20 protein-coding genes are annotated in these 23,858 nt (G+C 51.8%); 12 read left to right on the top strand and 8 right to left on the bottom strand.

Annotated elements, in window-relative coordinates:
- Nucleotides 1–135 precede the first annotated feature (135 nt).
- Complete coding sequence (locus tag O59_RS01480) at nucleotides 136–2,943, top strand: TonB-dependent receptor (RefSeq protein WP_040391019.1); 2,808 nt, start codon at nucleotides 136–138, stop codon at nucleotides 2,941–2,943.
- 61 nt (nucleotides 2,944–3,004) lie between these two features.
- A complete protein-coding gene (locus O59_RS01475) occupies nucleotides 3,005–4,117 on the top strand; it encodes a SusF/SusE family outer membrane protein (protein WP_040391018.1) in 1,113 nt (370 codons plus the stop codon).
- A gap of 104 nt (nucleotides 4,118–4,221) precedes the next feature.
- Here O59_RS01475 and O59_RS01470 read toward each other — a convergent pair whose 3' ends face one another.
- From O59_RS01470 to O59_RS01440, 7 genes are all read right to left on the bottom strand, one after another.
- Nucleotides 4,222–4,806, bottom strand: coding sequence for a YceI family protein (locus O59_RS01470; RefSeq protein ID WP_007638776.1), 585 nt, complete (start codon nucleotides 4,804–4,806; stop codon nucleotides 4,222–4,224).
- Between the two features lie 74 nt (nucleotides 4,807–4,880).
- Nucleotides 4,881–5,429, bottom strand: coding sequence for a cytochrome b (locus tag O59_RS01465; RefSeq protein WP_007638774.1), 549 nt, complete (start codon nucleotides 5,427–5,429; stop codon nucleotides 4,881–4,883).
- 246 nt (nucleotides 5,430–5,675) lie between these two features.
- Nucleotides 5,676–6,065 carry an acyl-CoA thioesterase gene (locus tag O59_RS01460; protein ID WP_007638773.1) on the bottom strand — a complete coding sequence of 130 codons (390 nt, stop codon included), beginning with the start codon at nucleotides 6,063–6,065 and terminating at the stop codon, nucleotides 5,676–5,678.
- A gap of 109 nt (nucleotides 6,066–6,174) precedes the next feature.
- Nucleotides 6,175–8,328 carry a hypothetical protein gene (locus O59_RS01455; protein WP_040391017.1) on the bottom strand — a complete coding sequence of 718 codons (2,154 nt, stop codon included), beginning with the start codon at nucleotides 8,326–8,328 and terminating at the stop codon, nucleotides 6,175–6,177.
- 129 nt (nucleotides 8,329–8,457) lie between these two features.
- On the bottom strand, nucleotides 8,458–9,831 hold the full coding sequence (locus O59_RS01450; RefSeq protein ID WP_007638770.1) for a TRAP transporter large permease subunit: 1,374 nt from the start codon (nucleotides 9,829–9,831) through the stop codon (nucleotides 8,458–8,460).
- Nucleotides 9,825–10,394 (bottom strand): TRAP transporter small permease subunit, encoded by a 570-nt coding sequence (locus O59_RS01445; protein WP_007638768.1) that lies wholly within the window; start codon nucleotides 10,392–10,394, stop codon nucleotides 9,825–9,827. The genes O59_RS01450 and O59_RS01445 overlap by 7 nt, the downstream gene beginning before the upstream one ends.
- A gap of 122 nt (nucleotides 10,395–10,516) precedes the next feature.
- On the bottom strand, nucleotides 10,517–11,788 hold the full coding sequence (locus tag O59_RS01440) for a M48 family metalloprotease (protein WP_007638767.1): 1,272 nt from the start codon (nucleotides 11,786–11,788) through the stop codon (nucleotides 10,517–10,519).
- A 77-nt stretch (nucleotides 11,789–11,865) separates the two neighbouring features.
- Here O59_RS01440 and O59_RS01435 point away from each other — a divergent pair, with 77 nt between their 5' ends.
- The 10 genes from O59_RS01435 to O59_RS01390 all read left to right on the top strand — a co-directional run bounded on the left by O59_RS01435 (nucleotide 11,866) and on the right by O59_RS01390 (nucleotide 21,502).
- Nucleotides 11,866–12,354: a DUF4265 domain-containing protein gene (locus tag O59_RS01435; RefSeq protein WP_007638766.1), complete on the top strand. Its 489-nt coding sequence runs from the start codon at nucleotides 11,866–11,868 to the stop codon at nucleotides 12,352–12,354.
- Between the two features lie 26 nt (nucleotides 12,355–12,380).
- Nucleotides 12,381–13,157: a peroxide stress protein YaaA gene (gene yaaA, locus O59_RS01430; protein WP_007638765.1), complete on the top strand. Its 777-nt coding sequence runs from the start codon at nucleotides 12,381–12,383 to the stop codon at nucleotides 13,155–13,157.
- A 152-nt stretch (nucleotides 13,158–13,309) separates the two neighbouring features.
- A complete protein-coding gene (locus O59_RS20800; RefSeq protein WP_007638764.1) occupies nucleotides 13,310–13,687 on the top strand; it encodes a TfoX/Sxy family protein in 378 nt (125 codons plus the stop codon).
- Between the two features lie 102 nt (nucleotides 13,688–13,789).
- On the top strand, nucleotides 13,790–14,680 hold the full coding sequence (locus tag O59_RS01420; protein WP_007638763.1) for a response regulator: 891 nt from the start codon (nucleotides 13,790–13,792) through the stop codon (nucleotides 14,678–14,680).
- Between the two features lie 100 nt (nucleotides 14,681–14,780).
- Nucleotides 14,781–16,055 (top strand): hypothetical protein, encoded by a 1,275-nt coding sequence (locus O59_RS01415; RefSeq protein ID WP_151055514.1) that lies wholly within the window; start codon nucleotides 14,781–14,783, stop codon nucleotides 16,053–16,055.
- The gene (locus tag O59_RS01410; RefSeq protein WP_040391016.1) at nucleotides 16,055–16,480 is read left to right on the top strand and encodes a hypothetical protein; all 426 of its coding nucleotides are present in this window, start codon (nucleotides 16,055–16,057) and stop codon (nucleotides 16,478–16,480) included. Before O59_RS01415 ends, O59_RS01410 begins: the two co-directional genes overlap by 1 nt.
- Nucleotides 16,477–18,087 carry a diguanylate cyclase domain-containing protein gene (locus O59_RS01405; RefSeq protein ID WP_007638760.1) on the top strand — a complete coding sequence of 537 codons (1,611 nt, stop codon included), beginning with the start codon at nucleotides 16,477–16,479 and terminating at the stop codon, nucleotides 18,085–18,087. Before O59_RS01410 ends, O59_RS01405 begins: the two co-directional genes overlap by 4 nt.
- Nucleotides 18,088–18,326: 239 nt before the next feature.
- Nucleotides 18,327–19,097 carry a triose-phosphate isomerase gene (gene tpiA, locus O59_RS01400; RefSeq protein WP_007638758.1) on the top strand — a complete coding sequence of 257 codons (771 nt, stop codon included), beginning with the start codon at nucleotides 18,327–18,329 and terminating at the stop codon, nucleotides 19,095–19,097.
- 174 nt (nucleotides 19,098–19,271) lie between these two features.
- Nucleotides 19,272–20,351, top strand: a complete 1,080-nt coding sequence (fbaA, locus tag O59_RS01395) for a class II fructose-bisphosphate aldolase (RefSeq protein WP_198284733.1) — start codon at nucleotides 19,272–19,274, stop codon at nucleotides 20,349–20,351.
- 179 nt (nucleotides 20,352–20,530) lie between these two features.
- On the top strand, nucleotides 20,531–21,502 hold the full coding sequence (locus tag O59_RS01390) for a class 1 fructose-bisphosphatase (RefSeq protein WP_007638752.1): 972 nt from the start codon (nucleotides 20,531–20,533) through the stop codon (nucleotides 21,500–21,502).
- Here the strand turns inward: O59_RS01390 and O59_RS01385 are convergent, their stop codons facing one another.
- Complete coding sequence (locus O59_RS01385; RefSeq protein ID WP_007638743.1) at nucleotides 21,503–23,848, bottom strand: methyl-accepting chemotaxis protein; 2,346 nt, start codon at nucleotides 23,846–23,848, stop codon at nucleotides 21,503–21,505. It abuts the gene before it with no gap.
- Between the last annotated feature and the right edge of the window lie 10 nt (nucleotides 23,849–23,858).

The following is a 23,858-nucleotide window of genomic DNA, read 5'->3' as shown; positions in this document are numbered from 1 at the left end:
AGAGGGAGCGGATTTTCGGGTGTTTGCCGTCCTATTGGTACAGCCAGTCTGCCGGGAGCAGGTTTGGCTTTTGTGCGGCGCTTGCTGCTGTCCATAAAACAAAATGCATAACAAATAACGAGGTTAGATAAGCCAATGGCCCATAACAAGGTATTACCCCCACGCCCCTATTTTTCAATGACACTACTCAGTGCCGCGATTGTCGCTGCGATGAGTTCAACTGTTTATGCACAGAGCAACAATAATCCAATAAGCAACAGCCAAGTAAACAACAGCCAGATAGATGAACTGGAAGATGTGGTGGTTTACGGCATCCGCAATAGTTTAAAAACCTCGGCCGATTTTAAAAAGAATTCTGCGGTAGTGGTGGATTCAATTACCGCTGAAGATATAGGTAAATTTCCCGATGCGAATGTCGCTGACTCATTGCAGCGTGTTACCGGTATTCAAATTTCGCGGGATCGCGGTGGTGAGGGACGTTTTGTATCGGTGCGCGGTTTGGGCAGCCAATTTAATATGACCTTGTTAAACGGCAGAACCTTGGCAACGGATAACTCCGGACGCGATTTTAGTTTTGACGTAATGCCCTCGGAGGCAATTTCCGGTGCAGATATTTATAAAGCCTCCATGGCATCGCTACAGGAAGGCAGTATCGGCGGTTTGATCAGTTTAAAAACGCTTAAACCGCTGGATAATCCAGGCTTGCACATCAAAGCATCCGCGGGCCAACTTTATGATGATGGTACGGAAAAATTCAGCGGCCAATATTCCGGCATTGTGTCCAACAGTTTTATGGACGATACACTCGGCGCCAGTTTTGGTTTGACCTATTCCAAGCGCCACTGGAAAGCCGATACCTATGAATCCTTTACCGAGCGTGCGATTAGTACGGCGGATGTAGATGTTGACGGCGATGGCAACAATGACGCGGTTAATGCTTGGGCGCCGGACATTATCACCATGCAACATAAATTTGGTGAGCGCGAACGTATTGGTGCAGTGGGTGCACTGCAATTTAAACCCGATGAGCGCATCGATACCACGCTCGATTTTTTCTATTCCAATTACAAAACTCCCGAGCGCTCTTATTCCTACAACATCAACTTTGGCACCGCGAGTGATTTCAGCTACAGCGCTTTACAACCCTGGAGCACCCCGGCGGAAGATGATGGTGTGCCGATTGATTATATCGCCACCGGTTTTAGTGCAGGCAAAGCCAACCTTGAAATTGGCAATGATACCCAGGAGCGCGAAACCGATACCTACATGATCGGTTGGAACACAATTTTCCAGGCGACCGATGCGCTGGAATTAACCATGGACCTGGCTTACTCCAAAGCTGAGCGCCCGAACAAAGGCGACAATATGTATACCGTCGCGGGCATAAATGAAGTTGCCTACGAGTGGCAAACCACCGCCAAAGGTGTGCCTATGCTCGATTGTATGACTCCCGATGGCCGCGCCTGTTGGGATATTAACAACGAGGATATTGCTGTTCACTTTATGGAATTAAAAGGTGAGCAGGTAATTGATGAAGCAGTGTCGTTTCGTTTTGACGGCGATTACGATTTTAATTTTATGGCGTTGGATTCCAAACTCGAATTTGGTGTGACCTATTCCACGCGCGAAAAAGATAAAGCCATTTATAAAACCGCCAATGGCTGCTCCTATTGCAGCAGTTTTGATCGCCGTGTGAGCCAGGTGGGCATAACGGCCGTGTTGCCTGACGCAGTGAATTACGATGCCGGTTTTGATACGGGTATCAGTTACTGGCCCGCATTAGACCCCTACGCATTATTTGCGGCGTTGCGTTCATTTGATCGCATTGAAGGTCAAGAGGGGCGTTTTGAAACACAAATTGCACCGCAGTTGCGCGAGCGTGAATCCACTGTTATTGAAGAGCAGGTTGCGGGTGGTTATTTGCAGGCGAATGTGAGTGGTGACCAGTGGAATGCCATTGCCGGTGTGCGCTGGGTACAAACTGATACTACGTCCAATGGACATATCCAGGATTTAAAAGAGCTGCAAAAAATTCCTGGCAGCTCCAACTATCAAGGTGTGTATGGCGATTCGATTGCGGTCAGTGAAGAAAATACTTACGACAATTTTTTGCCATCAATCAATATTAATTACGATCTGCAAGATAATTTAAAACTGCGCGCCTCTGCTTCGCAAACCATTACCCGCCCTACTATTTCGCAGCTCGGCCCGGATTTAAATTGGGAAATTAACAGCGGCACACCGCGTGTCAGTTTTGGCGGTAACCCCGCGTTGGAGCCCATCAAGTCAAATAATTATGACCTCTCACTGGAGTGGTACGGTGAAAACGGCAGCTCGGCTTCGGTCGCCGGTTATTACAAAGATATCAGCAATTTTATTTTCTGGGCGGGTGAAACCCTGGTGTACAACATTACCGTAACCGAAGAAGGTGCGCCGCCAATTACGGAGGACGTCGAGTTTGGTTCAGGCCGCCCATACAACGGCGACACCGCCACGCTCACGGGTGTGGAACTCGCCCTGCAACAATTATTTGATAACGGTTTTGGTGTGCAGTTTAACTATACCTGGGCTGATTCAACCTCTAATACCACGGTCGGCGATGTGACCATTAAAGGCGAGTTGGACGGTGTATCCACCAATACTTACAACCTGATGGGGTTTTATGAAACGGATTCCTACAGCGCACGCCTGAGTTATTCCTATCGCGATGCTTATGTTGCCGGTGCACGCAGTGGCAAGTGGGGCAATCCATTGTTGAACAATGATTATGCATCGCTGGATTTAAGTCTGTCCTATGACATTAACGACAATGTTGAAATTTATCTGGAAGCGCAAAACTTGCTGGAGGAATACAACCATCGTTATTACGGCGACTTTGCCGCAACTAAATACTACGAGCAGTACTCGCGCCGTTTTGAATTGGGTGCGCGTTTTAGTTTTTAAACGCGACGTCTACACCCGAGGCTTAACAATGAATACTACTAATAATTGGAACCCTATAATCATGAAAAAAAACATGCGCAAAATCTTGAGTGCAAAAAAATCCTGGTGGCTGGCGCTGCTTGCGGCCAGCAGTCTGATGTTGCTGGTTAGCTGTGGTGGTGGCTCGGGGCTTGGTTATAAAGAAACTGACCCGGTGGATCGCGCGCCGTATTTTTCGGTTGCGGGCAGTGCAGTAGAAAATGGCTCCAGTCTGGATGCGTCAAAATTAAAACCGATGAATATTGAGTTTTTTGACGATAAATCCTTGAAGTCCTATTACGTGAGTGTGGATAACGCGGTAGTGGCAGAAGGTGAGTTGAGTGGCGATCATGCCGTGGTAGAAGTGCCACTGGATGACTTTGCCGGCGGCCAAACCTATTCAGCCAAAGTGGTTGCTACCGATAGCGCAGGCGGTTCCACTATTGCGCATTTTACCTTGAACGTAAAAGCCTATTATGAGCAGCTCTCTCTGGTTGGCAGTGCAACCCCCGGCGGTTGGGATACCAATATGGCCAGCGCTATGACAGCAGATGAAAACAATCCGGCGATTTTTACCTGGTCAGGCCCATTAACTGCCGGTGAATTTAAAATTTCTACCCAGCAGATGGTCACCTGGGATGCCGGTTACGATTGGATTCATCCACTGAGTCAGGGACAATCATTAACCAGTATGGATTACGAAATTGTTGTCTCCGGCGGCATGGATAACAAGTGGGTGATTCCCGAAGGGGAAGCGGGCGACTATCGCATCACTATCAACCAAAAAGATAAAACCATTTTTATCGGCAAACCGCTGGCCGCTATTTATATTGTTGGCAGCGCCACACCGATTGGTTGGAATTTGGGTAATGCGATTGCCTTTGAGCGCGATGCCAGCGATCCGGCAGTATTTAGCCTGACAGTGGCTTTGGCGGCTGGCGAATTTAAATTTGCCTCGCAAACTGCATCCTGGGAAATTGGTGACTGGTTGTATGCACCAGGGGCAAATGCATCGCTGCCAACCGCAAGTGGCACCTTTGATTTGCGTGTTGCCGGAGCACCAGATAATAAATGGATGGTATCGACGGCAGAGGCTGGCACGTATCAGTTTACTATTGACCTGGATGCAGGTTCGATTGTTGCGGTTAAACAATAAGCTGCACGTCTTCTGAAAAAAACACATCAATAAAAAAAGAGGCCGCAGTGGCCTCTTTTTTTATTGCGCATTTAAGCGCACAAGGAAGAATAATTCGCGCCGAATTATTTTTTAATACCTTCCACATGCAATTCCAATTTCACAGTTTGTGATGCTGGGCCTAAATCCATTTTGATATTGAAATCTTTCATGTTGATTTCGGTTTCACCTTCAAAACCGGCGCGGTAGCCGCCCCATGGGTCTTTACCTTCGCCGACTTTATCCACTTCGATGGTGATGCTTTTGGTTACACCATTCAGGGTCAGGTCGCCGATGATGTCGAATTCGTCTTTGTCATCGCCATCCACTTTGATTTGTTTGCTGACAAAAGTGGCTTTGGGGAATTTTTCCACGTTGAGGAAATCCGGGCTGCGCAAGTGTTTGTCGCGCTCGGCGTGGTTGGAGTTAACACTGGTGGTGTCGATAGTGACATTGATAGTGCTGGCTTCGGGTTTGGCTGGGTCGTAGGTGAACTCGCCGGAGAAAGTGTCGAAGCGGCCAGTCAACCAGCTGTAGCCTAAATGCTTAACAGCAAAGTTGATGGAGGCGTGGGCGCCTTTGGCGTCAATTTCATAGGTGTCTGCCAAAGCGGGCAGGCTCATAACGCCAATGCTGGATACGGCGAGGGCAAGCAGGGATTTTTTTAACATAGTAAAACTCCTTTAGGGTTAAACGGTTGTCGAGCAATAGTTAATTAATGATCTAGTCACACAGTGTTGCAAAATTATTTTTTCACCGGCTTGAGCATGCGCACCAGTGTGCGGTCGCGTACTACAAAGTGATGTACCAGCGCGCCGGCGACGTGTAATACCACCAGTGCGATTATTCCCCAGGCCAGGTATTCATGCAGTTCACCTGCAAGGTCGACCTGGTCGGCGCGGAGTTCGGCAAGCGCGGGAAAGTAAATCCAATCAAATAAACTGGCGGGTTTGCCTTCCGCGGTGGTGATGAGGTAGCCGCTAATCAACACCACAAAAATCGCCAGATACAGGCCCCATTTGACCAGCTTGGCGGCCATGAGTTGCACCGGTTTATCGCCCAATGCGACGGGGGTGGGATTGAGCAGGCGCCAGGTGACGCGCGCCAGCATGAGCAGCAGCACAATCAAGCCGAGGCTGATGTGCAGTGCCGGGCCTTTGTGGTACCAGTCGTCGTAATAACCCAGCCCGGTCATGTAGATACCCAGGCCAAATAAAAACAAAATCAGCAGTGCGCTGAGCCAGTGGATAACAATTGAAATCAGGCCGTATCCGGCGGAAGAATCCTTGAGCATAGGTGCCTCTGGGGTGTGCTTTTATTCAAGATAACAGCAAGCCTTGCGAATTACAGCAGCACCTAGTCTAGCCCCGAAGTGCGACACTATCGCAATGGTGCTGTGTAAATCCCGCTTTACACTTAAAAGTGTTTTTATATCAAAGTGTTAGGGGAAATTCAGGCAATTGTGCAAAGACTGTAAAAGATCATTTGATCAGTTTTTTCGTTCTTTATGATTCAAATTTCGGGGGATTCAATCGGATTTTTACGTGCTTTTGAGCACTGGTCGCTTTTGCCCCTGCTCGTCAATGGCGACATAAACATACTCGCCCTGGGTGACCTGCAGTATGTTGTGGGTGAGGAAATCCTTGATCCAGACTTCCACTTTGACGCGGATGGAGGTGTTGCCTATGCGCAGGGTGCTGGTGTAACAGCTGATGATGGCGCCCACTGGCACCGGGCGCATAAATACCATGCTGCCCACTGCCACTGTGGCCACCCGCCCATGGGAGATTTCATTGGCGTGGATGGCGCCGGCGATATCCATCTGCGCCATCACCCAGCCGCCAAAAATATCGCCAAACGGGTTGGTATCGGCGGGCATGGTGATGGTTTGCAGGGTGAGTGTGCCGGTAGGGTTGGTGGCGGGTTGCATCCTGTGTCCTCGGATATTGATAAACAGATGGGGTGAGTATAGCGGTTGAATAAAAAACGGCCCCGGTGTGTGCCGGAGCCGTGCAGGTTGAACCCAAAGCCGGTTGGTGTTACGGCGTGATGGCGATAACACCGGGCACTGCCGTCCAGGTGTTGCCAAAGGCATCGGTCAGGGTGAGTTCCAACAAGTAGCCGCTGTCGCTGGTGGCTGGCAAGCTCAGCGTGCGGTTCAACTCGCCCACAAAGAAGAGCTGCATTTCCTCATCGTCACTGCTGCTATCGGCAGTGAAGGTGCCGTTAAAGGTTTGATGGGTGATGGTGCCATCAATACTTTTTACGCTGACTTGTCCGGTCATGGGGAATGCATCAAATCCGCCGTAGGCCATGATTGCCAATTCATCGGTGGCGGGGTTATAAGTGCCGGTGACGATTGGTTGGTGGAATTCCACTTCCAGCGTTTTCATCACCACTTGCTGGCCGTTGTCACTCTGCTCGTCGGCATCGAGGTTGCCGTCAATGCGCGTGAGTTGCATACCGTTATCCGGTTCACCGGATTGCGCCAGCAATGAGGCGAAATTAAATATTTCAAATTCGCCGCCGCAGGGTAAATTCAGGCGATAGGCACCTTGCGCGTCACTGTAGGCAAAATCAAAACCCCAAATAATTTCTTCATTGGGTGTCCCTGATGGCGTAGAACCGTATACCAGATTCCGTGTTACCGGTGCTCCGTTTTCATAGAACACGCTGCCGCTCACCTCACACAATTGTGGGCGAACCAATTCCAGTATTTGCACCGCGGTGTCATCGCAATTGCTGGAAAGGGTAATGGTTTTACTGACGTAACTGAATTCATCCTGATTGAAAAAAATCACCTCAGCTTGCAGGTCGGGGTTGATGCTGGATTGCGAAATACGCACGTGCGCTTTGCCATCGCTATCGGTGGTAAAAAATGTCGAGGCGAAATTAAAGTCGCTGTCATTGTCCATCACCAAACCGTTAATGCCCGCGAGTGATTGCCCTTCGGGATTTTTTATCTGGATCTGCGCGCAGTAATCAATGGGTTGGCTAAAGGCGAGAGGGTAATCCAGGTTCCACCACTCCCGTTGGAAAATGGAATTATCAACGAGGGCAATCAAATAAAAACTTGTGGTATCGCATTCAAACACACTTTGTGTTGCTGCAACTTGTTGGCCGCTGCTGGTAAATACCGTGCCGTGGCCGATGGAGTCCCACAAACCCGAGCTGGAATTGTATGTATAAAGCGGCACCTGAAAACCATCGCGCGCGCTGTCGGCATCACCCAGGCTTTCGAGTAATTTGCAGCTCTGTGCGGGAATTTGGTATTCAATCATCACCGGCTCTTGGGCCAAGGTTTTTTGCGCACCGCCCAACTTGGCTAATTTTTGTTGCCGGGCTTTGTGCATTGCTACCGCCAGCGTTTCATTGCTGTTGGTTTTGATATCGGCAAAATTAAAACCGACAGAGGCCAATTCATTGCCATCGGAATCAGCGTAGGCGCCGGGGAAAAATTCCGCATCGTCCGGATCATTGGGGTCAAAGGTGCGCACCGCAACTTCCAGTGAGCTGGTGTCATCGGGCAATAAGGACTGCGGAATATGAATCAGCAAACTGTTGCTCTGCTGCGCATCGTCGCCGCTGACTTGTACATTAAAACCAGCCAGTTCAATGCCGGTAACGGTGGTTGCATTGCCGGGCACAATGGTTTGCACTGGCACCGCTTGCAATTTGGCATCGAGGTTAATGACTTCAGTTGCATCCAACCGGCGCGCGTAACTGGTGTAACCGGGATAATTAATAGTGACAGCTAAACGGGTGGCATCTGCTGCGCTAAGGTCGGCATTAAAACGCAATTGTTCACTCAAGTTATAACTGCTGGCGATGGGGGTCGCCTGCGTCAGTGAATTGTCTTCGGCATCCAATAAATGCATTTCAATGCTGACCAGATCTGCATCCAACTCAATGCTATTGCCATTGGTGTCAAAACCGCTAATCGCCCCGTTTACTTTCACGCTCAGGGCGACGGCAGACGAGGAACTGGTTGAGCTTGAACTCAAGAGTGAACTGGATACGGCACTGCTGGATGAAACAGCGAGAGACGTTGTTGATGAATTAGCGACCGAACTCGCGGGTGTACTGCTCAGTGAGCTGGAACTGCGATTGGGTTTGTCGTCGCTGCCACCGCCACCGCAGGCGGCTAAACTGAGTGCGACAAGTGCTGCGCTAAAACGCATGAGCGTTAACATGGTAGTTCTCCTTGTAATGAAAAAAATCCTTGTTTAGCCGCATTTGCGACTAAACCAGAAAGAATGCCAGTGCAAAATAAAGTGGCAAATGGTCGCACAGCGCGCGGGTGGGAGTTGTTAAAAAATGTGTTACAACTGCGCCGGTAACCAGGTCACTAACCCCGGCCAGAGTGCCATGACGCAGAGCAACAATAATTGCAGGGCAATAAACGGAATAACGCCGCGATAAATCGCACTGGTGGCAATGTTGGCGGGTGCAACGCCACGCAAATAAAACAGCGCAAAACCAAAGGGCGGGGTGAGGAAAGAGGTTTGTAAATTCACCGCAATCATAATGCCGAGCCAAATGGGATCGACACCCATAGCGAGCAGTACCGGTGCCACAATCGGCACTACTACAAAAATAATTTCAATAAAGTCGAGAATAAAACCCAGCACAAACATCACCAACATTACCAGCAGCACGGCGGTAAAAACGCCACCGGGCAATTGGCTGAAAAAGCCGTGCACTAATTCTTCGCCGCCAAAACCGCGAAACACCAATGAAAATAATGACGCGCCAATGAGAATCATAAAAATCATTGCGCTGATTTTGATGGTGGATTGCGATACCTCGCGCAGGCGCTGGAAGCTCAATTGTTTTTTCGCCAGTGCCAGTAAACAGGCACCCAGTGCGCCCACACCGGCCGCTTCAGTGGGGGTGGCGGCGCCGATTAAAATCGAACCCAATACCAAACCGATTAATAACAATACCGGCAGCAAACTCAGTAACACCCGCAACAGGGAAACTTTCTCTTCCTGCGCATCAATGACCACGCGCGGAATAATCGTGGGACGCAGCCAGGCGGTGAAAAAAACGTAAAGGATGTAGAGCACCACCAGGGCGATGCCCGGTACTATGGCGGCGACAAATAAATCGCCCACCGAAATAGTTTTGGGGTTGAACACGCCCAGTTTTAGTTGCGCTTGTTGATAGGCACTGGAGAGCACATCGCCGAGTAATACCAGTGCGATGGAGGGCGGAATAATTTGCCCGAGGGTGCCGGTGGCGCAAATGGTGCCGCAGGCAAAACTGGGTGCGTAACCGCGTTTGAGCATGAGCGGCAGCGACATCAAACCCATAGTTACTACCGTCGCGCCGACTATGCCGGTGCTGGCGGCAAGCATCGCGCCCACCACAACGACTGAAATGCCCAAACCACCGGGCAAGCGGCCACAGGCTTTGGCCATATTTTCCAGCAGGTCTTCGGCGAGGCGGGATTTTTCCAACACCGTGCCCATAAATACAAACAGCGGCACGGCTACCAAGGTGTAGTTATTCATAATGCCGTAGAGGCGTGCGGGAAAACTTTTTAATAAATTCGGATCAAATATGCCGCCCACGATACCCAGCCCGGCAAATAGCAGCGCAACGCCGGCAAGGGTAAAAGCAACCGGGTAGCCAAACATTAAAAACACACAAATAGCTGCAAACATCAGCAGCGGAATTAATTCAATCAGCATGCTGGTTGCTCCCCGATCTTGTCCACATTGGTTGGAGCCATATTCATCAAAACCAACAAACTGCGCAGCAATTCAGCGATGGCTTGTAAGCCCACACTCACTGCCATGACTGGCAATAGGGTTTTTAATAAATACACGCCGCCGATACCGCCTGAGTCGGTGGAGCCTTCGTTAATTCGCCAACTTTCCTGCACAAATTCCAAACTGCCCCAGCCGATAAATATCATCACCGGCAAGGTGAACAATAAACTGCCTAAGACTTCCACCCAGGCGCGGGAGCGCGGCGACATTTTTTTATGCAGTATGTCCACGCGCACATGGCCATCGTTTTTTAAGGTGTAGGCCGCGCCCAGCATAAATACCGCCGCGTGCATATAAGTCACCGACTCCTGCAGGCCGATGGAGCCAATATCAAAGCCGTGGCGCAAGCCCACTACAATCGCGGTGACAATAACCATAATGCCGGTCAGCCATGCGGTAGTGGTGCCGGTAAATTCAGCGATGGAATCGAGCAGGCGGATAAACCAGGGGGATGTTGGCAGTGCGGGAGAGGAGATGGTCATGATGAAATTTGTTATCAGAATTGTGTGGCGGCGATTATACGCATTGCGCTTATAGTCGCCGCCATTTTTTATGGCCTAGCCTCCCTGCTATGGCCATGTTTTAGCGGTTGTTGCCGGTTGCATTACTGCAATTTGCCCAGTTGTCCCTTCGCTGCTTCGCCAATTTCCCCGCCGCCTTGCGCCGCTTGTTGGAAATATTGGGCAGCTTGGCTGCGGTTGCCTTTGGCGAGTGCAACTTCACCTAAATAATAGGTGGCAATTTGGGTGGGCAAATAGCGCTGGCTGGTGGTCAAATCTTTTTCTGCCATATCGTTTTTACCCAATTGTTTGTAGGCGATGCCACGGAACACATAGGGTTTGAAATATTGCGGGTTGGCTTGAATCGCGCGATCCAGAGCCACTACGGCTTCATTGTCTTTTTTCTGCTGCATTAACAGCTGGCCTTTCATCTCCCAAAATAAATTTTCTCTGGGTTGTTGGGCGATGGCTTGTTCAACGTAGTTTTGCGCATCGATGTATTTTTTCTCGCCCGCGAGTTTTTGTGCTTTTTGATAATTTTCGTAGGCTTTTTTGTCTTTGTTTACCTGCGCCATGGCGCGTTGGAATTGCGCCTTGTTGCGCACCCCGCCAGGGTATTGCGCGGCGTGTTTACGGTTGGCATCAACACGCGATTGTGACGGTGGGTGGCTGGCAAACAGGCCTTCGATAAAGCCGCTGTTGCGCCCTTCCGACAGCTTCACAAAAATCTCCTGCAGCTCTACCGCCGCTTGCGCGTCGTAACCGGCTTTGGCCATGTACTTCATGCCCACTTCATCCGACTCAAGCTCATGGCTGCGGCCGTATTTGGCTTGCCATGCCTGGGCACCTACGGCCATGGCGCCCATGCCGAGCACACCGTATTCCGGTTTTTTCTCGGCGATGGCAACACCGGCAATCAACACGCCTGCACCCATCAACACATTTTGGGTTTGCTGTTGCGCGCTGTGACGGGCGGCGGCATGCACAATTTCATGGCCCAGTACGGCGGCGAGTTGGGCTTCATCTTCCAGATAAACCAACAACCCGCGGTTGATCGCCAATTTGCCACCGGGCATCGCCCAGGCATTGGGTACATCGTTATTGAGCACCACAAATTCATAGGGCAGGTTGGGGCGGTCGCTCACCGCGGCCAATTTTTTGCCCACCTGTTGCACATAGGTCGTCAGCCCCGGGTCCACCACATATTGACCGCCTTGCGCCTGTTGGCCCGGCCCATAGTTCTGGGTGCCGGTGGCGATTTCCTGTTCGGGGGACATGATCGACAACTGGCTTTTACCAGTAACCGGATTAACCACACAGCCAGTCATCAGCAGGCTGAGGCTGGCGAGTACAAGTAATTGCGAGAACAGTTTCATAGTGGAACTCCTTGTGACAGAGGTGGGTATAATGCCACAACTAGTTTGACGGCAAGATTTTAATACAAGGTGAATACGTGTCGAAAAAATCCCTACAAGTGATAGAACTTTTTGCCGGCCTGGGTGCAGACGGCAAACCGATTGTCGAGCAGCTGCATGTGCGTGAATTGGAGGACGGCAATTTCCAGTTGGTGCAATCGCCCGCGTTTGCCAAGGGCCTGGCCAGTGGTGATGTAGTCAAAATGCTCAGCGACACCCGTGAATTTGACCTGGTACAGCGCAGTGGAAATCTGAGTATTCGTGTATTTAGCCGCAGCGATATTCAATCCATCGCCGATCAGCTCACCCCCGAGTTGGAAAAACTGGGCGGTGAACTGGATCGCGAAACACCGCGTATGCTGGTGTATTCCATCCACGTGAGCTGCGGCTTTAGCGCCATTGAAAATATTCTTAACGAATTTGTGGGGCGCGACGGCCAAAGCGCGTGGATGTACGGCAATGTCTACGACCCCACCGACGGCCAAACACCGCTCAATTGGTGGCTGGATCTGCTTAAACCCGAATAATCCTTTTGTGGTGATGTCCCCTATTTATGTTGCATGTAATTTCTCCCGCTAAAACCCTGGATTTTGACAGCCCATCGCCCACCGCTATTTATAGCCAACCGCAATTTCTGGAGCACTCGCAGCTGCTGATTAACGACCTGCGCGAGTTGCCGCCCGCGCAGGTGTCCAAGTTGATGTCCATCAGCGAAAAACTCGGGCAGCTCAACGCCCAGCGTTTTTTGGAGTGGCGGGCACCTTTTACCCCGGCCAATGCCAAACAGGCGGTGCTGGCGTTTAAAGGGGATGTTTACACCGGCATGGCAGCCGAAAATTACGGCGCCAACGACTTCGAATTTGCCCAGCAACATTTACGTATTCTCAGCGGCCTTTACGGCTTGCTGCGCCCGCTGGATTTAATCCAGCCCTACCGGCTGGAAATGGGTACCGGTTTTGCCAACCCGCGCGGCAAAAATCTCTATCACTTTTGGGGCGATATCATCACCGACCAGCTCAATGCCGAGTTGGAGCAACAGCGTGAGCGCGTGCTGGTCAACCTCGCCTCCACCGAATACTGGGGGGCGGTGAACCCTAAAAAGCTGCAGGCCGAGGTGATTACCCCGGTGTTTAAGGATCAAAAAAACGGCCAGTACAAAATCATCAGCTTCTTTGCCAAAAAAGCGCGCGGCATGATGAGTGCCTACATAGTGCAAAACCAGCTCACGGCGGCCGAGCAGCTGAAGGGGTTTGATAGCGCGGGATACCGCTACAACAAGGCCATGTCATCGTCCACCGAATGGGTGTTTACCCGTGCCGAGCTGGTTTAAGCCCGCCGCTGGTCGATTTGTAAGATTTTGTGTTGAGGCATTTTCTGACGTCAAAAATTGATCTATCCTCTGCCCATGCCAAAACTTGGATCTTGGCACCATCAAATCAATAACCCAATGCGCGCCCGCCGCGACAGGATAGGAAGTCACCCATGAGTCTGAGCAACCGCTATCTGGACCATGTTATTGCCCGCTTGTCGCGCGTGGCAGAGGTGGCTTATCGCCGTATTTTTAATGGTGCGGCGATCTATCACCACGGGGTTCAATTTGCGCTGATCGTGAATGATCGCCTCTATTTCCGCGCCGATGACTGCTCTCGCCCGCTCTACCAGCAACAGGCTATGCAGACCTTGCAGCCGCGTGGTGTAGCGCTGCAGTCCGATTTTTACCACCTGCCCGACCACCTGCTCGACGAGCCAAATGAACTGCGCCATTGGGTGCGTATTGCCGTTGACGCTTCAATCGCCACCTACTCCGCTGACGAAGATAGCAACATAGTTTCCCTGCTGCCGCGCCGCGTTCGCGCCTGATCGCGGGTCTACCCTAACTCCTTGCCGGCAAAGCGTTATTAAGCCTGCACAGGCGCCAAACTTGGGCTAGGCTCTAGGGATATACAGCCTGGGAGCCGTGCAATGGCAATACGTATTCTGGTGGTGGACGATGCCACTTTCATCCGCGACATGATCAAAAAACAGTTGCGGGACAAGATTCCCGGTGTGGAAGTGTTGGATGCACCCGACGGCAATCGCGCTCTGGCGCAGATGAAAAATCAAAGTGTGGATTTGATTCTCTCGGACTGGGAAATGCCCAATATGACGGGCGCTGAACTGCTTACGGCGGTGCGCGCTATGCCCAATGCCGGCACAGTGCCGTTTATCATGATTTCCAGTCGCGGTGATCGCAATCACATAGTCAAAGCGATTGAATTGGGCGTCTCCGATTACCTCTCCAAACCCTTTTCGGCCGATGAGTTGCTGAAAAAAGTCTTCAAACAGCTCAAATTGGCGGGTAAAACGCCCGTCGCCAGCGCGCGCAGTGCCACCACTCAGGGCATAGCCTTTGCTTCGGTGGATGTACTGACCGGTGGCGCCAAACCCGCTCCCAAGCCCGCGGCGCCAGTAGTTAACCCCTTCGCCAGCCCTTTTACAAATAACAGTGCAGGCGCACTGGGCGCCAAACCGGCGGTGCAGGCGGTTGCGGCGCCGGCCAAAACCGTTAAAGGCAAGGCGCAGCTACGCTTTGCCAATAATCGCACCTTTGGCGTCGTGATCCGTGAAATGTCGCTGCAATTGATGAGTGGTTTAATGCAGCGCAGCGACGACCTGCCCGGCCTGTTTGAACAGGCGGTAGTGGACATAGAAACCGGCGATGGCAGCAGCTTGGCGCGGGTGAACGGTTATGTCCACAGTATTCAGGCCGGTGAAGGCCGGCCGGATACCAATGTGGTGAAAATCGTGGTGCGTTTTGTCGATAACGATGCTGAAAAATTTGAGACCCTGTCCAAATATATCGCCCAGATGTAGCCTGATTATCACCCCGGTCTGCGGCAAATGCGGCCTGGGTGACTATACTCAGACCATTCTTTTGTGCACACGCCAGGCATGGCTTAACAGGTTGTTGTTCATGTTTTGCTTCGTTATTTCTCCTCGTGTTGTTGCGTCCACCCTGCTTTGTACCGCTGCTTTGCTGGTATCCCCCCTGTCACAAGCGATTAACGAGCACCGCTTTTCCGGCTTTGCCACCCTGGGGCTCGTTACCAGTAGCAACGATCAATTGGTGTTCCGTCGCGATGTCTCCCAGGATGACGGTTCCTACGACGGTTCATTGGAATGGCAAACTGATAGCCTTGTCGGTGCCCAATGGCATGGGCGCTGGAGTCATCAGCTAGACGCAACCGTGCAGCTGGTCGCCAAGGAGCGTTTTAACAGTGGCCTGGAGGAGGCGGTGGAGTGGGCTTTTATCGGCTATCGCCCGGTGGATGGCGTCGATCTGCGCGTTGGGCGCATGGGTGCGGATATTTTTACCCTGTCCGATTATCGCCAGGTGGGTTACGCCTACCCCTGGGCCCGCCCGCCCCATGACTTTTATGGCTTGCTATCGATTTTCCACCTCGACGGTATCGACCTTGCCAAGCAGTTTGAATTCAACGGCAACACCCTCCGCCTCAAAGCCTTTTACGGCAACCATGACCAGAAGTTTCCCGTTGGTCTGCGCTCCGAGGGGCACAGCCGTTTGGATTTTGATGCGGGCGGCTTCAGCCTGGCTGCCGAGCGCGCTCACTGGAAGCTGCGTTATACCTACGCCGATATAAAAATCAACAACAACGCCACCCGCTCGCTGGTAAATGCACTCAATAGTGTCAGCCCCTACTGGCCGCAAGCGACCGAGCTGGCAGACATGACGGCTACCTATGAACGCCGTTTTAGCTATCACGCCCTGGGGTTGAACTACGACAACAATGACTGGTTGTTGCAGGGCGAATTCAGCCGTCTGCAAAGCCAGGTGGGGGTGGTGCCCCAGAGTGATCGCGCCTACCTGAGCCTCGGTCGCCGCCTGAACCAGTTTACGGTTTATGCGCTCACTGGCCGCTCCAAACCGCGCCGTGAGTTGATTCATGTAAGCGCCCCGGCCGGTCTGCCCAGCCCGTTGGCGGAACAGGTGGCGCAATTGGCCCAGATTACCCGGGTAAGCCTAAACGGCGTGCGAATTAATCAGTCCAGCGCGGGGGCGGGAGTCCGCTGGGATTTTGCGGCCAAAATGGCACTTAAACTGCAGGTGGAGGAGTTCCGTATCGATGCCGATGGCACCAATCTGTGGCTGCGTACCGACTCGAGCCAAGCCATTCAAACCGACCAGCGCAGTACGGTCACCAGCCTTACTTTGGATATGTTGTTTTGATGAGCAGACTATTGCTGATACTGCTGTTGTGGCTACCCGCCAGTGCCTTCGGTACTGACATTGTGGTGGTGGTCCATGCCAGCAATCCGCTCACCCAGCTGCAGCAAAAGCAGGTGGTAGATCTGTTTATGGGGCGCGCATCATCCTTTCCCAATGGCGCCCCTGCGCGCACTTTTGACTGGAATGCCGGGCTGCCGCTGCGCGAGCTTTTTTATAAATCCCTGACTGGCAAAAGTGAGGCGCAGGTGGATGCCTACTGGGCCACCCTGGTATTTGCCGGACGTATGTCGCCTCCCCAGCAATTTCCCAGTGACCAGGCGATTATCGATGCGGTCGCCAAAGACCCCAGCGCCATAGCCTACGTGCCTGCACAACCGCTACCCAAGGGGGTTAAAGTGGTGATGGAGCTGTCCCCCACACCATGAATATCAGAAGCCTGCACATCAAAGTTTCCCTGAGTGTCGCTACCGCTGCGCTGTTGGTGGTGGCGCTGTCGTCACAATATTTCTATCAGCACAGTTACCAGCAATCCTTCGCCGACAGCGAGCGCTCGGTGCAGCAATTATTGGAGACGGTGCGCGCTACTGCCGCCATCGCCGCCTATGTAGGCAATCGCGAGCTGGCGCAGCAAGTGGTGGATGGCCTCGCCCAGAACGACATAGTTACTGGTGCGCGCATTACGGTAGGCAATGAGGTGATTGGCCAGCAGGGTAAGGCGCCGCCAAACCCGCGTCGTGCGCCGGTCACCCTGGCACTTTACGGCCCCTTTGATGAAGAAGAAATTGTGGGCGAGCTGGCGGTAATGCCCAATAGTTCGCTGATTGAATTGCGCGCGCGCGACTCGGCCATGGCCACCGCCATCGGGCTTGCTGCCCAAGCGGCGGTGGTGGCGCTGCTGGTATTGATTCTGGTGTATTGGATGATGACCCGCCCGCTGGTAAACCTGTCCGGGCGGCTACACCGGATTACCCCCGGCGATGGCGGGCGAATCCCGGTTACCGGCTTGCATCGCGGGGATGAAATCGGCCAGCTCAGTGGCGATATCAACGCGCTTCTGCACACGGTGGAGGCAATGCTGGAGGAGGAGCGCCAGCTGCGCCATCGCGTCGAACTGTTGGAAACCCGGTTTCGCGGTATTTTTGAGGACAGCAGCGCCGGCATTTTCCTCGTGCGCGAGGGTGGTTTGCTGATCACTGCCAACCCCGCTTTTTTCCGCCTCACCGGCCTGAGTGAACAACAACCCGCTGGCAGCGGCCATGAAAACCTCGCTAACAGCGTATTTCTGGATAGCCTCGAAGCGGGTTCGCTGATTCAATTGGCCGCCGTCACCGGGCGCCCCCATTCGGCCGATTTACGCCTGCGCCAGAGCATGGCCGACGGCCGCGAACGCTGGGTGCACTGTATTTTTTCACCGGCAGGTAGCAGGCAACAGACCGCTACTATTGAAGGTGTGATGTACGACGTGACCGAGCGCAAACACGCCGAGCGACGCTCCCGCGAGCTGGCGGAGACCGACACCCTGACCGGGTTGAGCAACCGCCAATCGGTAGAGGACGCCCTGCATACCCTGATTAACCAGCGTGGCCCAGGCGATAATCGTTTTGCGGTGCTGCTGATTGACCTGGATCGCTTCAAGTTTATTAATGACACCTACGGTCACGACGCTGGCGACCGGGTGCTGGTCGCCATCGCCCAGCGGCTGCGCAAGCTGGTGCGCGACTCCGATGTGGTGGCACGTATCGGTGGCGATGAATTTCTGCTGCTGCTCAATCACGCCGGCAACCTGCAAATGGTGCAGCGTATCGCACAGAAAATTCTCGATGCCCAACAAGTGCCCATCGCGGTGCAGCCGGGCGTTCTTGAGGTGGTTGGAATGAGTATCGGCATCGCCCTCTACCCCGAGCATGGCGACAATCCGCTCAGCTTGCGCAAACATGCGGATCAGGCCATGTATCAGGTCAAACGCAGCGGTAAAAACCGCTTTGCGATTTACGATCCCAGCCATGATCACAGCCTTAGTAAGGGCGAATAAATACGACAAAATGTAAACGATTACATTTTTAATTGCCCTCTATTTGAAACGTTTACACACAAAAAATGCAATAAATTAGGATTAAAAAACCAAATAAATGCAGTTTTGAACAAAATATCTCCTTTTGTTGCTTGCTCGATTTCACGCGCCTGTGTAGCATTTTCCCTATCAACTGCGCCCACCCAAACAGGGTGACCGGCTATAGCCCGGACGCTCCTGGTCTTTTTTGAGTCATAACCATGAAACAGCGTAAACCCATAGTGATTGCCAACTGGAAGCTCAATGGCGGCCTTGACCTGATCTGCACTTCCGTGGCCTCGTTTATTGGCAAGCACTTTGCTGCGCAAATTGCTATCTGCCCACCCTATTTGTACATGCGCGATATGCTCACCTTTTTGCAGTACTCGGAATTGCAAATTGGTAGCCAGAATGTGAGCCGTTACGAATCGGGTGCTTATACCGGCGAGACCTCGGCACAAATGCTCAAGCAGGCTGGCTGCTCGCTCTGCCTGATCGGCCACTCGGAGCGCCGCGCCATGTTTGCCGAGAACAACGAAGGCTGCAAAATCAAAGTGAATACCGCGCTCAATCACGGTCTGTTGCCGGTGTTGTGTGTGGGTGAAAACCGCGAAGAGCGCGAAGCCAATATCACTGAGCAGGTGTTGTTTAAACAGTTGAGTGAAGGTTTGGGCGGGTTGGATCTGGCCGGTAAAGATCTGTGCATCGCCTATGAACCCGTATGGGCGATTGGCACCGGCCTCGCCGCGACCCCGGCCATTGCCCAGCATGTGCATCAATACATTCGCGCGGAAGTTGTTCGTCTGTTTGACGAAGACACCGCCAATCGCGTGCGCATTTTGTACGGCGGCAGTGTGACCAAAGCCAACGCCAGTGAACTGCTGCGCCAGCCGGATATCGACGGTTTATTAGTTGGTGGCGCGAGCCTGGATCCAGGTCACTTTGTGGCGATTTGTGAGCAGGCTTCGGAACTGGCGGAAATTAATGACTAAATTTTTTACCGTCATGGCGGTGTGATAAAGATGACAAGGGCGCGGCAAGCAGCGCCCCTATCGTAAAAAATGTGCACATAAATTTATATTCGACATAAAAAAGAAAAACTAAAAAATCCAATCGGCGAACAACTCGGTCATCACAAAAAATCAACCACAGCTCAGGATTTGATGATGAACAGTCTCGCGAACCTCGTTGCCCCCGGTGTTGCTACCGGCGATGCCCTTAATCAATTATTCGCTGCCGCCAAAGCGGGCGGTTTCGCTTACCCGGCCGTCAATATCTGCAATACCAATACGATTAACGCCACCCTGGAAGCGGCGCGCCGGGTAAATTCCCCGGTCATTGTGCAGCTGTCGCAGGGCGGTTCGGCATTTTTCCTGGGCAAAAGTATCAAGCTTGAAGGTCAGGGCAGTTCGATTTTAGGTTCTATCGCCGCCGCCAAATATGTACACGCGGTCGCGGAAGCTTATGGCGTTCCGGTGATTTTGCACACTGATCACGCCGCCAAAAAATTATTGCCCTGGATCGATGGATTATTAGCGGCGAGCGAAACCCATTTTGCGCAGACCGGTAAACCCCTATTCAGTTCGCATATGATCGATCTGTCGGAAGAATCGCTGCAAGAAAATATCGAAATTTCAGCCGAGTATTTGGTGCGCATGAAAAAAATCGATGTCACCCTGGAAATTGAATTGGGCTGCACCGGTGGCGAAGAGGATGGCGTAGACAATACCAATCTGGATAATTCCGCGCTTTACACCCAGCCGGAAGATGTCGCTTACGCTTATGAAAAACTTAGCGCGATTAGCGAAAAATTCACCATCGCTGCTTCTTTTGGCAATGTGCATGGGGTGTATAAACCCGGCAACGTGCAACTCACACCGTCTATTTTGAAAAATTCACAAACCTACGTGAGTGAAAAATTTGGTTTGCCTGCCAACAGTTTGAATTTTGTATTCCACGGCGGTTCGGGTTCCGCCGCAGAAGAAATTGCGGAAGCCATCCGCTACGGTGTGATTAAAATGAATATCGATACCGATACCCAATGGGCTTTCTGGCAGGGCACTATGGATTATTACAAAACCAATGAAGCCTATTTGCAGGGGCAAATTGGCAACCCCGAGGGCGATGACAAACCCAACAAAAAATTCTACGACCCACGGGTATGGTTGCGTCACAGTGAAGAAGTGATGGTAAAGCGTTTGGAACAATCCTTTGCCGATTTAAATTGCATTAATCGCTACATTTAATTTATTCGTCGCGCCTAAAAATTTATTTTTCGTTCTTGAAAAGTTATTTGTCACCCCTGCAGATTCGTTCGTCACTCCTGCGAACGCAGGAGTCCAGTAGTTGTTATGGATACCCGCGTGCGCGGGTATGACAAAAAACGCAGATTGTTTTGGATTTAAACGTTACTACAGGTAAGTGCATGAAAAATTTATTCAGTGTATTGCGCAGTGACGATGTCAGCGACGACCTGATTCAGGTTATCGAAACCATCGTCGATGCGAGTAAAGAAATTGCCTTTCGCGTGCGCCAAGGCGCACTGGCGGGCGTGTTGGGTTCAACGCAGGATGAAAATATCCAAGGCGAAACCCAAAAGCATTTGGATATTATTTCCAATCAATTGCTGAAGGATTTATTACTCGCCTGCCCCTTGGTTGCGGCCATCGCTTCGGAAGAGGAAGACACCGCAGTTGCAGGAAATGATGCCGGTAAATATCTGGTCGCTTTTGATCCGCTCGACGGTTCTTCGAACATTGATATCAACGGTCAGATAGGTACTATTTTCAGTATCTATCGCGCGCTGGATTTAATTCCACACAGCAGTGAACTGCAATTCCAGCAGCAGGGCACACACCAGGTTTGCGCGGGTTACGTGCTCTATGGCCCGTCCACGTTATTGGCTATTACCACCGGTAAAGGCACGCGCTGTTTTACTTTGGATTCAACCCAAGGCAATTTTTTGCTCACTGCCGACCTGATTCAACTCGCTGCGCAGACGCAAGAATTTGCCATCAACATGAGCAACGCGCGTTTCTGGAACGAGGACATGCGCGCTTACATTGATGATTTGGTGCTGGGGGAAATAGGTCCGCGTGGAAAACGTTTTAACATGCGTTGGAATGCGGCGATGGTAGGTGATGTGCATCGCGTACTCACGCGCAGTGGGATTTTTCTCTACCCTTCAGATTCGCGCAATGCCAAACAACCTGCCAAATTACGCTTGTTGTATGAAGCCAATCCCATGGCCATGTTAATTGAAAATGCGGGCGGTAAAGCCTTTAGTGAAAGCCAGCGGATTTTAGACATTCAACCGCAACAATTGCATGAACGCGTGGCAGTGATTCTCGGCTCCGCCGACGAAGTGGATGAATGTTTGAGTTATCTGCTTCGCTAATCAACGACGCTGTTCAAACCGCAATACTTTAGCGGCGCTCATTACGCGATTCGCCAGCGCATTTTGCTGCTCGGCGCTTTCGGCAAGGCGGGTGATGGCGATATCGGTTTCGTTAATGCCGGTGATCAACTGGATCAAGCGGCCGCGCATGGATTGCGCACGCTGACTTTCATCTTGTGCGCTGTTATTAACGCTATGGGTAATTGCGCTTGCTTCGGCAACGGCGGCCTCAATATTTTTGAGCGAGTCCTGGGTCGCGCGGGTTTCTAGTAAACAATTCTGTGCACTTTCCTGTTCGGCATTTAGGCCCGTCGAAATTTGCGTGACTGAGTTACGCAGTTGATCAATCATTTTTTTAATTTCACCCGTCGCGCTTTGGGTATCAAATGACAGGCGGCGCACCTCTTCGGCGACTACCGCAAAGCCGCGCCCATGCTCACCGGCACGCGCCGCTTCAATCGCCGCATTCAAGGCCAATAAATTGGTTTGCTCCGCCACGCTTTGAATAGTGTCCAAGACCGAGCCTATATTGTCCGTTGCGCTGCGCAGCTCAGCCAGGGTTGAGCAGGAGTGAGTAACTTGCTGCGCAAGAATTTGCATTTGTTGGTCAACACTCTGCACTCGCAGGCGCCCTTCACCCGCCACCTGGGCGGCGTGATTCACTTTCTGCGTGACGATATTTAAACGCTCGGTCATCTGCGCAAGGGATTTCACGACTACTTCAGTTTCGGCGCCTACGTGATTCATTTCATGGCGTTGGCGTGCAGTTTCATCGCGACACTGGCGGGTGGTAGTGACATTATCCAGCGCGCCCTGCAAACTTTGTTCACTGGAACTGTTCACCTGCATCATCACCGAATTTAATTCGCTGAATAAATAATTGAGTGATTGTCCGATATCGCCCAGTTCGTCCTTGCGCTGTGCAGGAAAGCTACTGAGCAGATTTTTATCCTGCGCCGATTTTTTAATCGCTGCGGCTAATTGTTTGAGCGGTTCGCCAATGTGTTGCGCAAATAAAAAGGCGACTAACGCGGCAAGCCCGGTCAATACCACAATGGCAATCGCGACACTGCGCCACAAGGTGCTGCGCAGGCTTGCCAGCGGTGCAAATATTTCGTCAGGGTCTTGTTGCGCCACCAGCGCAAATTGTTGGCCGCCAAAACCAAGGGGTTGCCAGCTGCTCAATACGCGCTGTGCCAAATAATCCTCAGTCATTCCGCTGCCGGTTTCACCCGCGAGGGCATTTTTTACCGCCTGGGTATTTGGTGAAAAATAACCACTGATTTGCTGCAGGCGATTCATTTTCTCAAATTGCTCACCGCTGGTAACGGCTTGTAGCTGCGATAGAAAATGTTCCGGTGCTTCCAGCATAGGCCGCAGTTCCGTCAGCAATTGTCCATCCTGATCGGTGATATACACATCGCCACTGCTGCCCAAACCCAATGCCTGCCAGTTGCGTGTTGCGTTAATAATGTGTGTCAGTTGTGTTGCAGGAATTTCGACGACTAAAAAGCCAACGGCTTTATCGGGGCTTTGCACATCATGAAATACCGGCAAACCCATATAAGCCACCTGCTGATTAAACCGTGCGGGGTTCAGATAAAACCGCGAGAGCAAAACCTGATCGGCGCGTGCACTCTGTAACTGTGCACTCAATTGGGCAAGCGGTGACTGACTAAATGGCCCGTCTTTGAGCGAGGTGCCTAACAGTGGGCTTTTGGCGACGGAATAAATAACGGTTTGACTTTGGGCATCAATCAACAGCAAATCGCTAAAACCAAAACGTTGGCTTAAATCGCGAAAGCTGCTGTGGTAACGCCGATGTTGTTGGCCATAAATGGTCGCGTCACTGGCATCGTCCATCAGCGCGAATTGAGTAATTTCCTGCGGATTCTGTTGCAGATAATAATGCTGAATCAGTAACGCCTCTTGCGAGAATTTATCCAGCCACCTACGGCTATCCAGTGGGTCACCTTGCGTTTGTTGGCGATGATATGGTTGATAGCTATTGTTGTACCACTGCATTAATTCGCTGCGTAATTCCTCCGTCGCCCGGCTGGGAACCTCATAGCGATAGGATGCAAAGGGGCGTACAAAGCCGTACACCGCTTCTTGAGTCATGCGCCCATGTGAGAGCGATAAAAGCAATTCCTGATAATTGGAAAACTGCGCAGTAACGGCATGTGCGCGCCCGGCGGCGAGTGCTTGAAATTGTTGTTCAAGATTGTGCGATAAAGCGCGGTTGGATTCCTTTAACGCCAGCCAACCGGTAGTACCAGCGGCCAGTAATACCGCAACACCGGTGAGTAACATGGCGCCGAGCATCAAACGGGAGGAGATTTTCATAAGCATACGC

The sequence above is a fragment of the Cellvibrio sp. BR genome (assembly GCF_000263355.1).
GTDB lineage: Bacteria > Pseudomonadota > Gammaproteobacteria > Pseudomonadales > Cellvibrionaceae > Cellvibrio.
The sequence above is the reverse complement of the archived record's forward strand: the minus strand, read 5'-3'. Positions and strand labels throughout refer to the sequence as shown.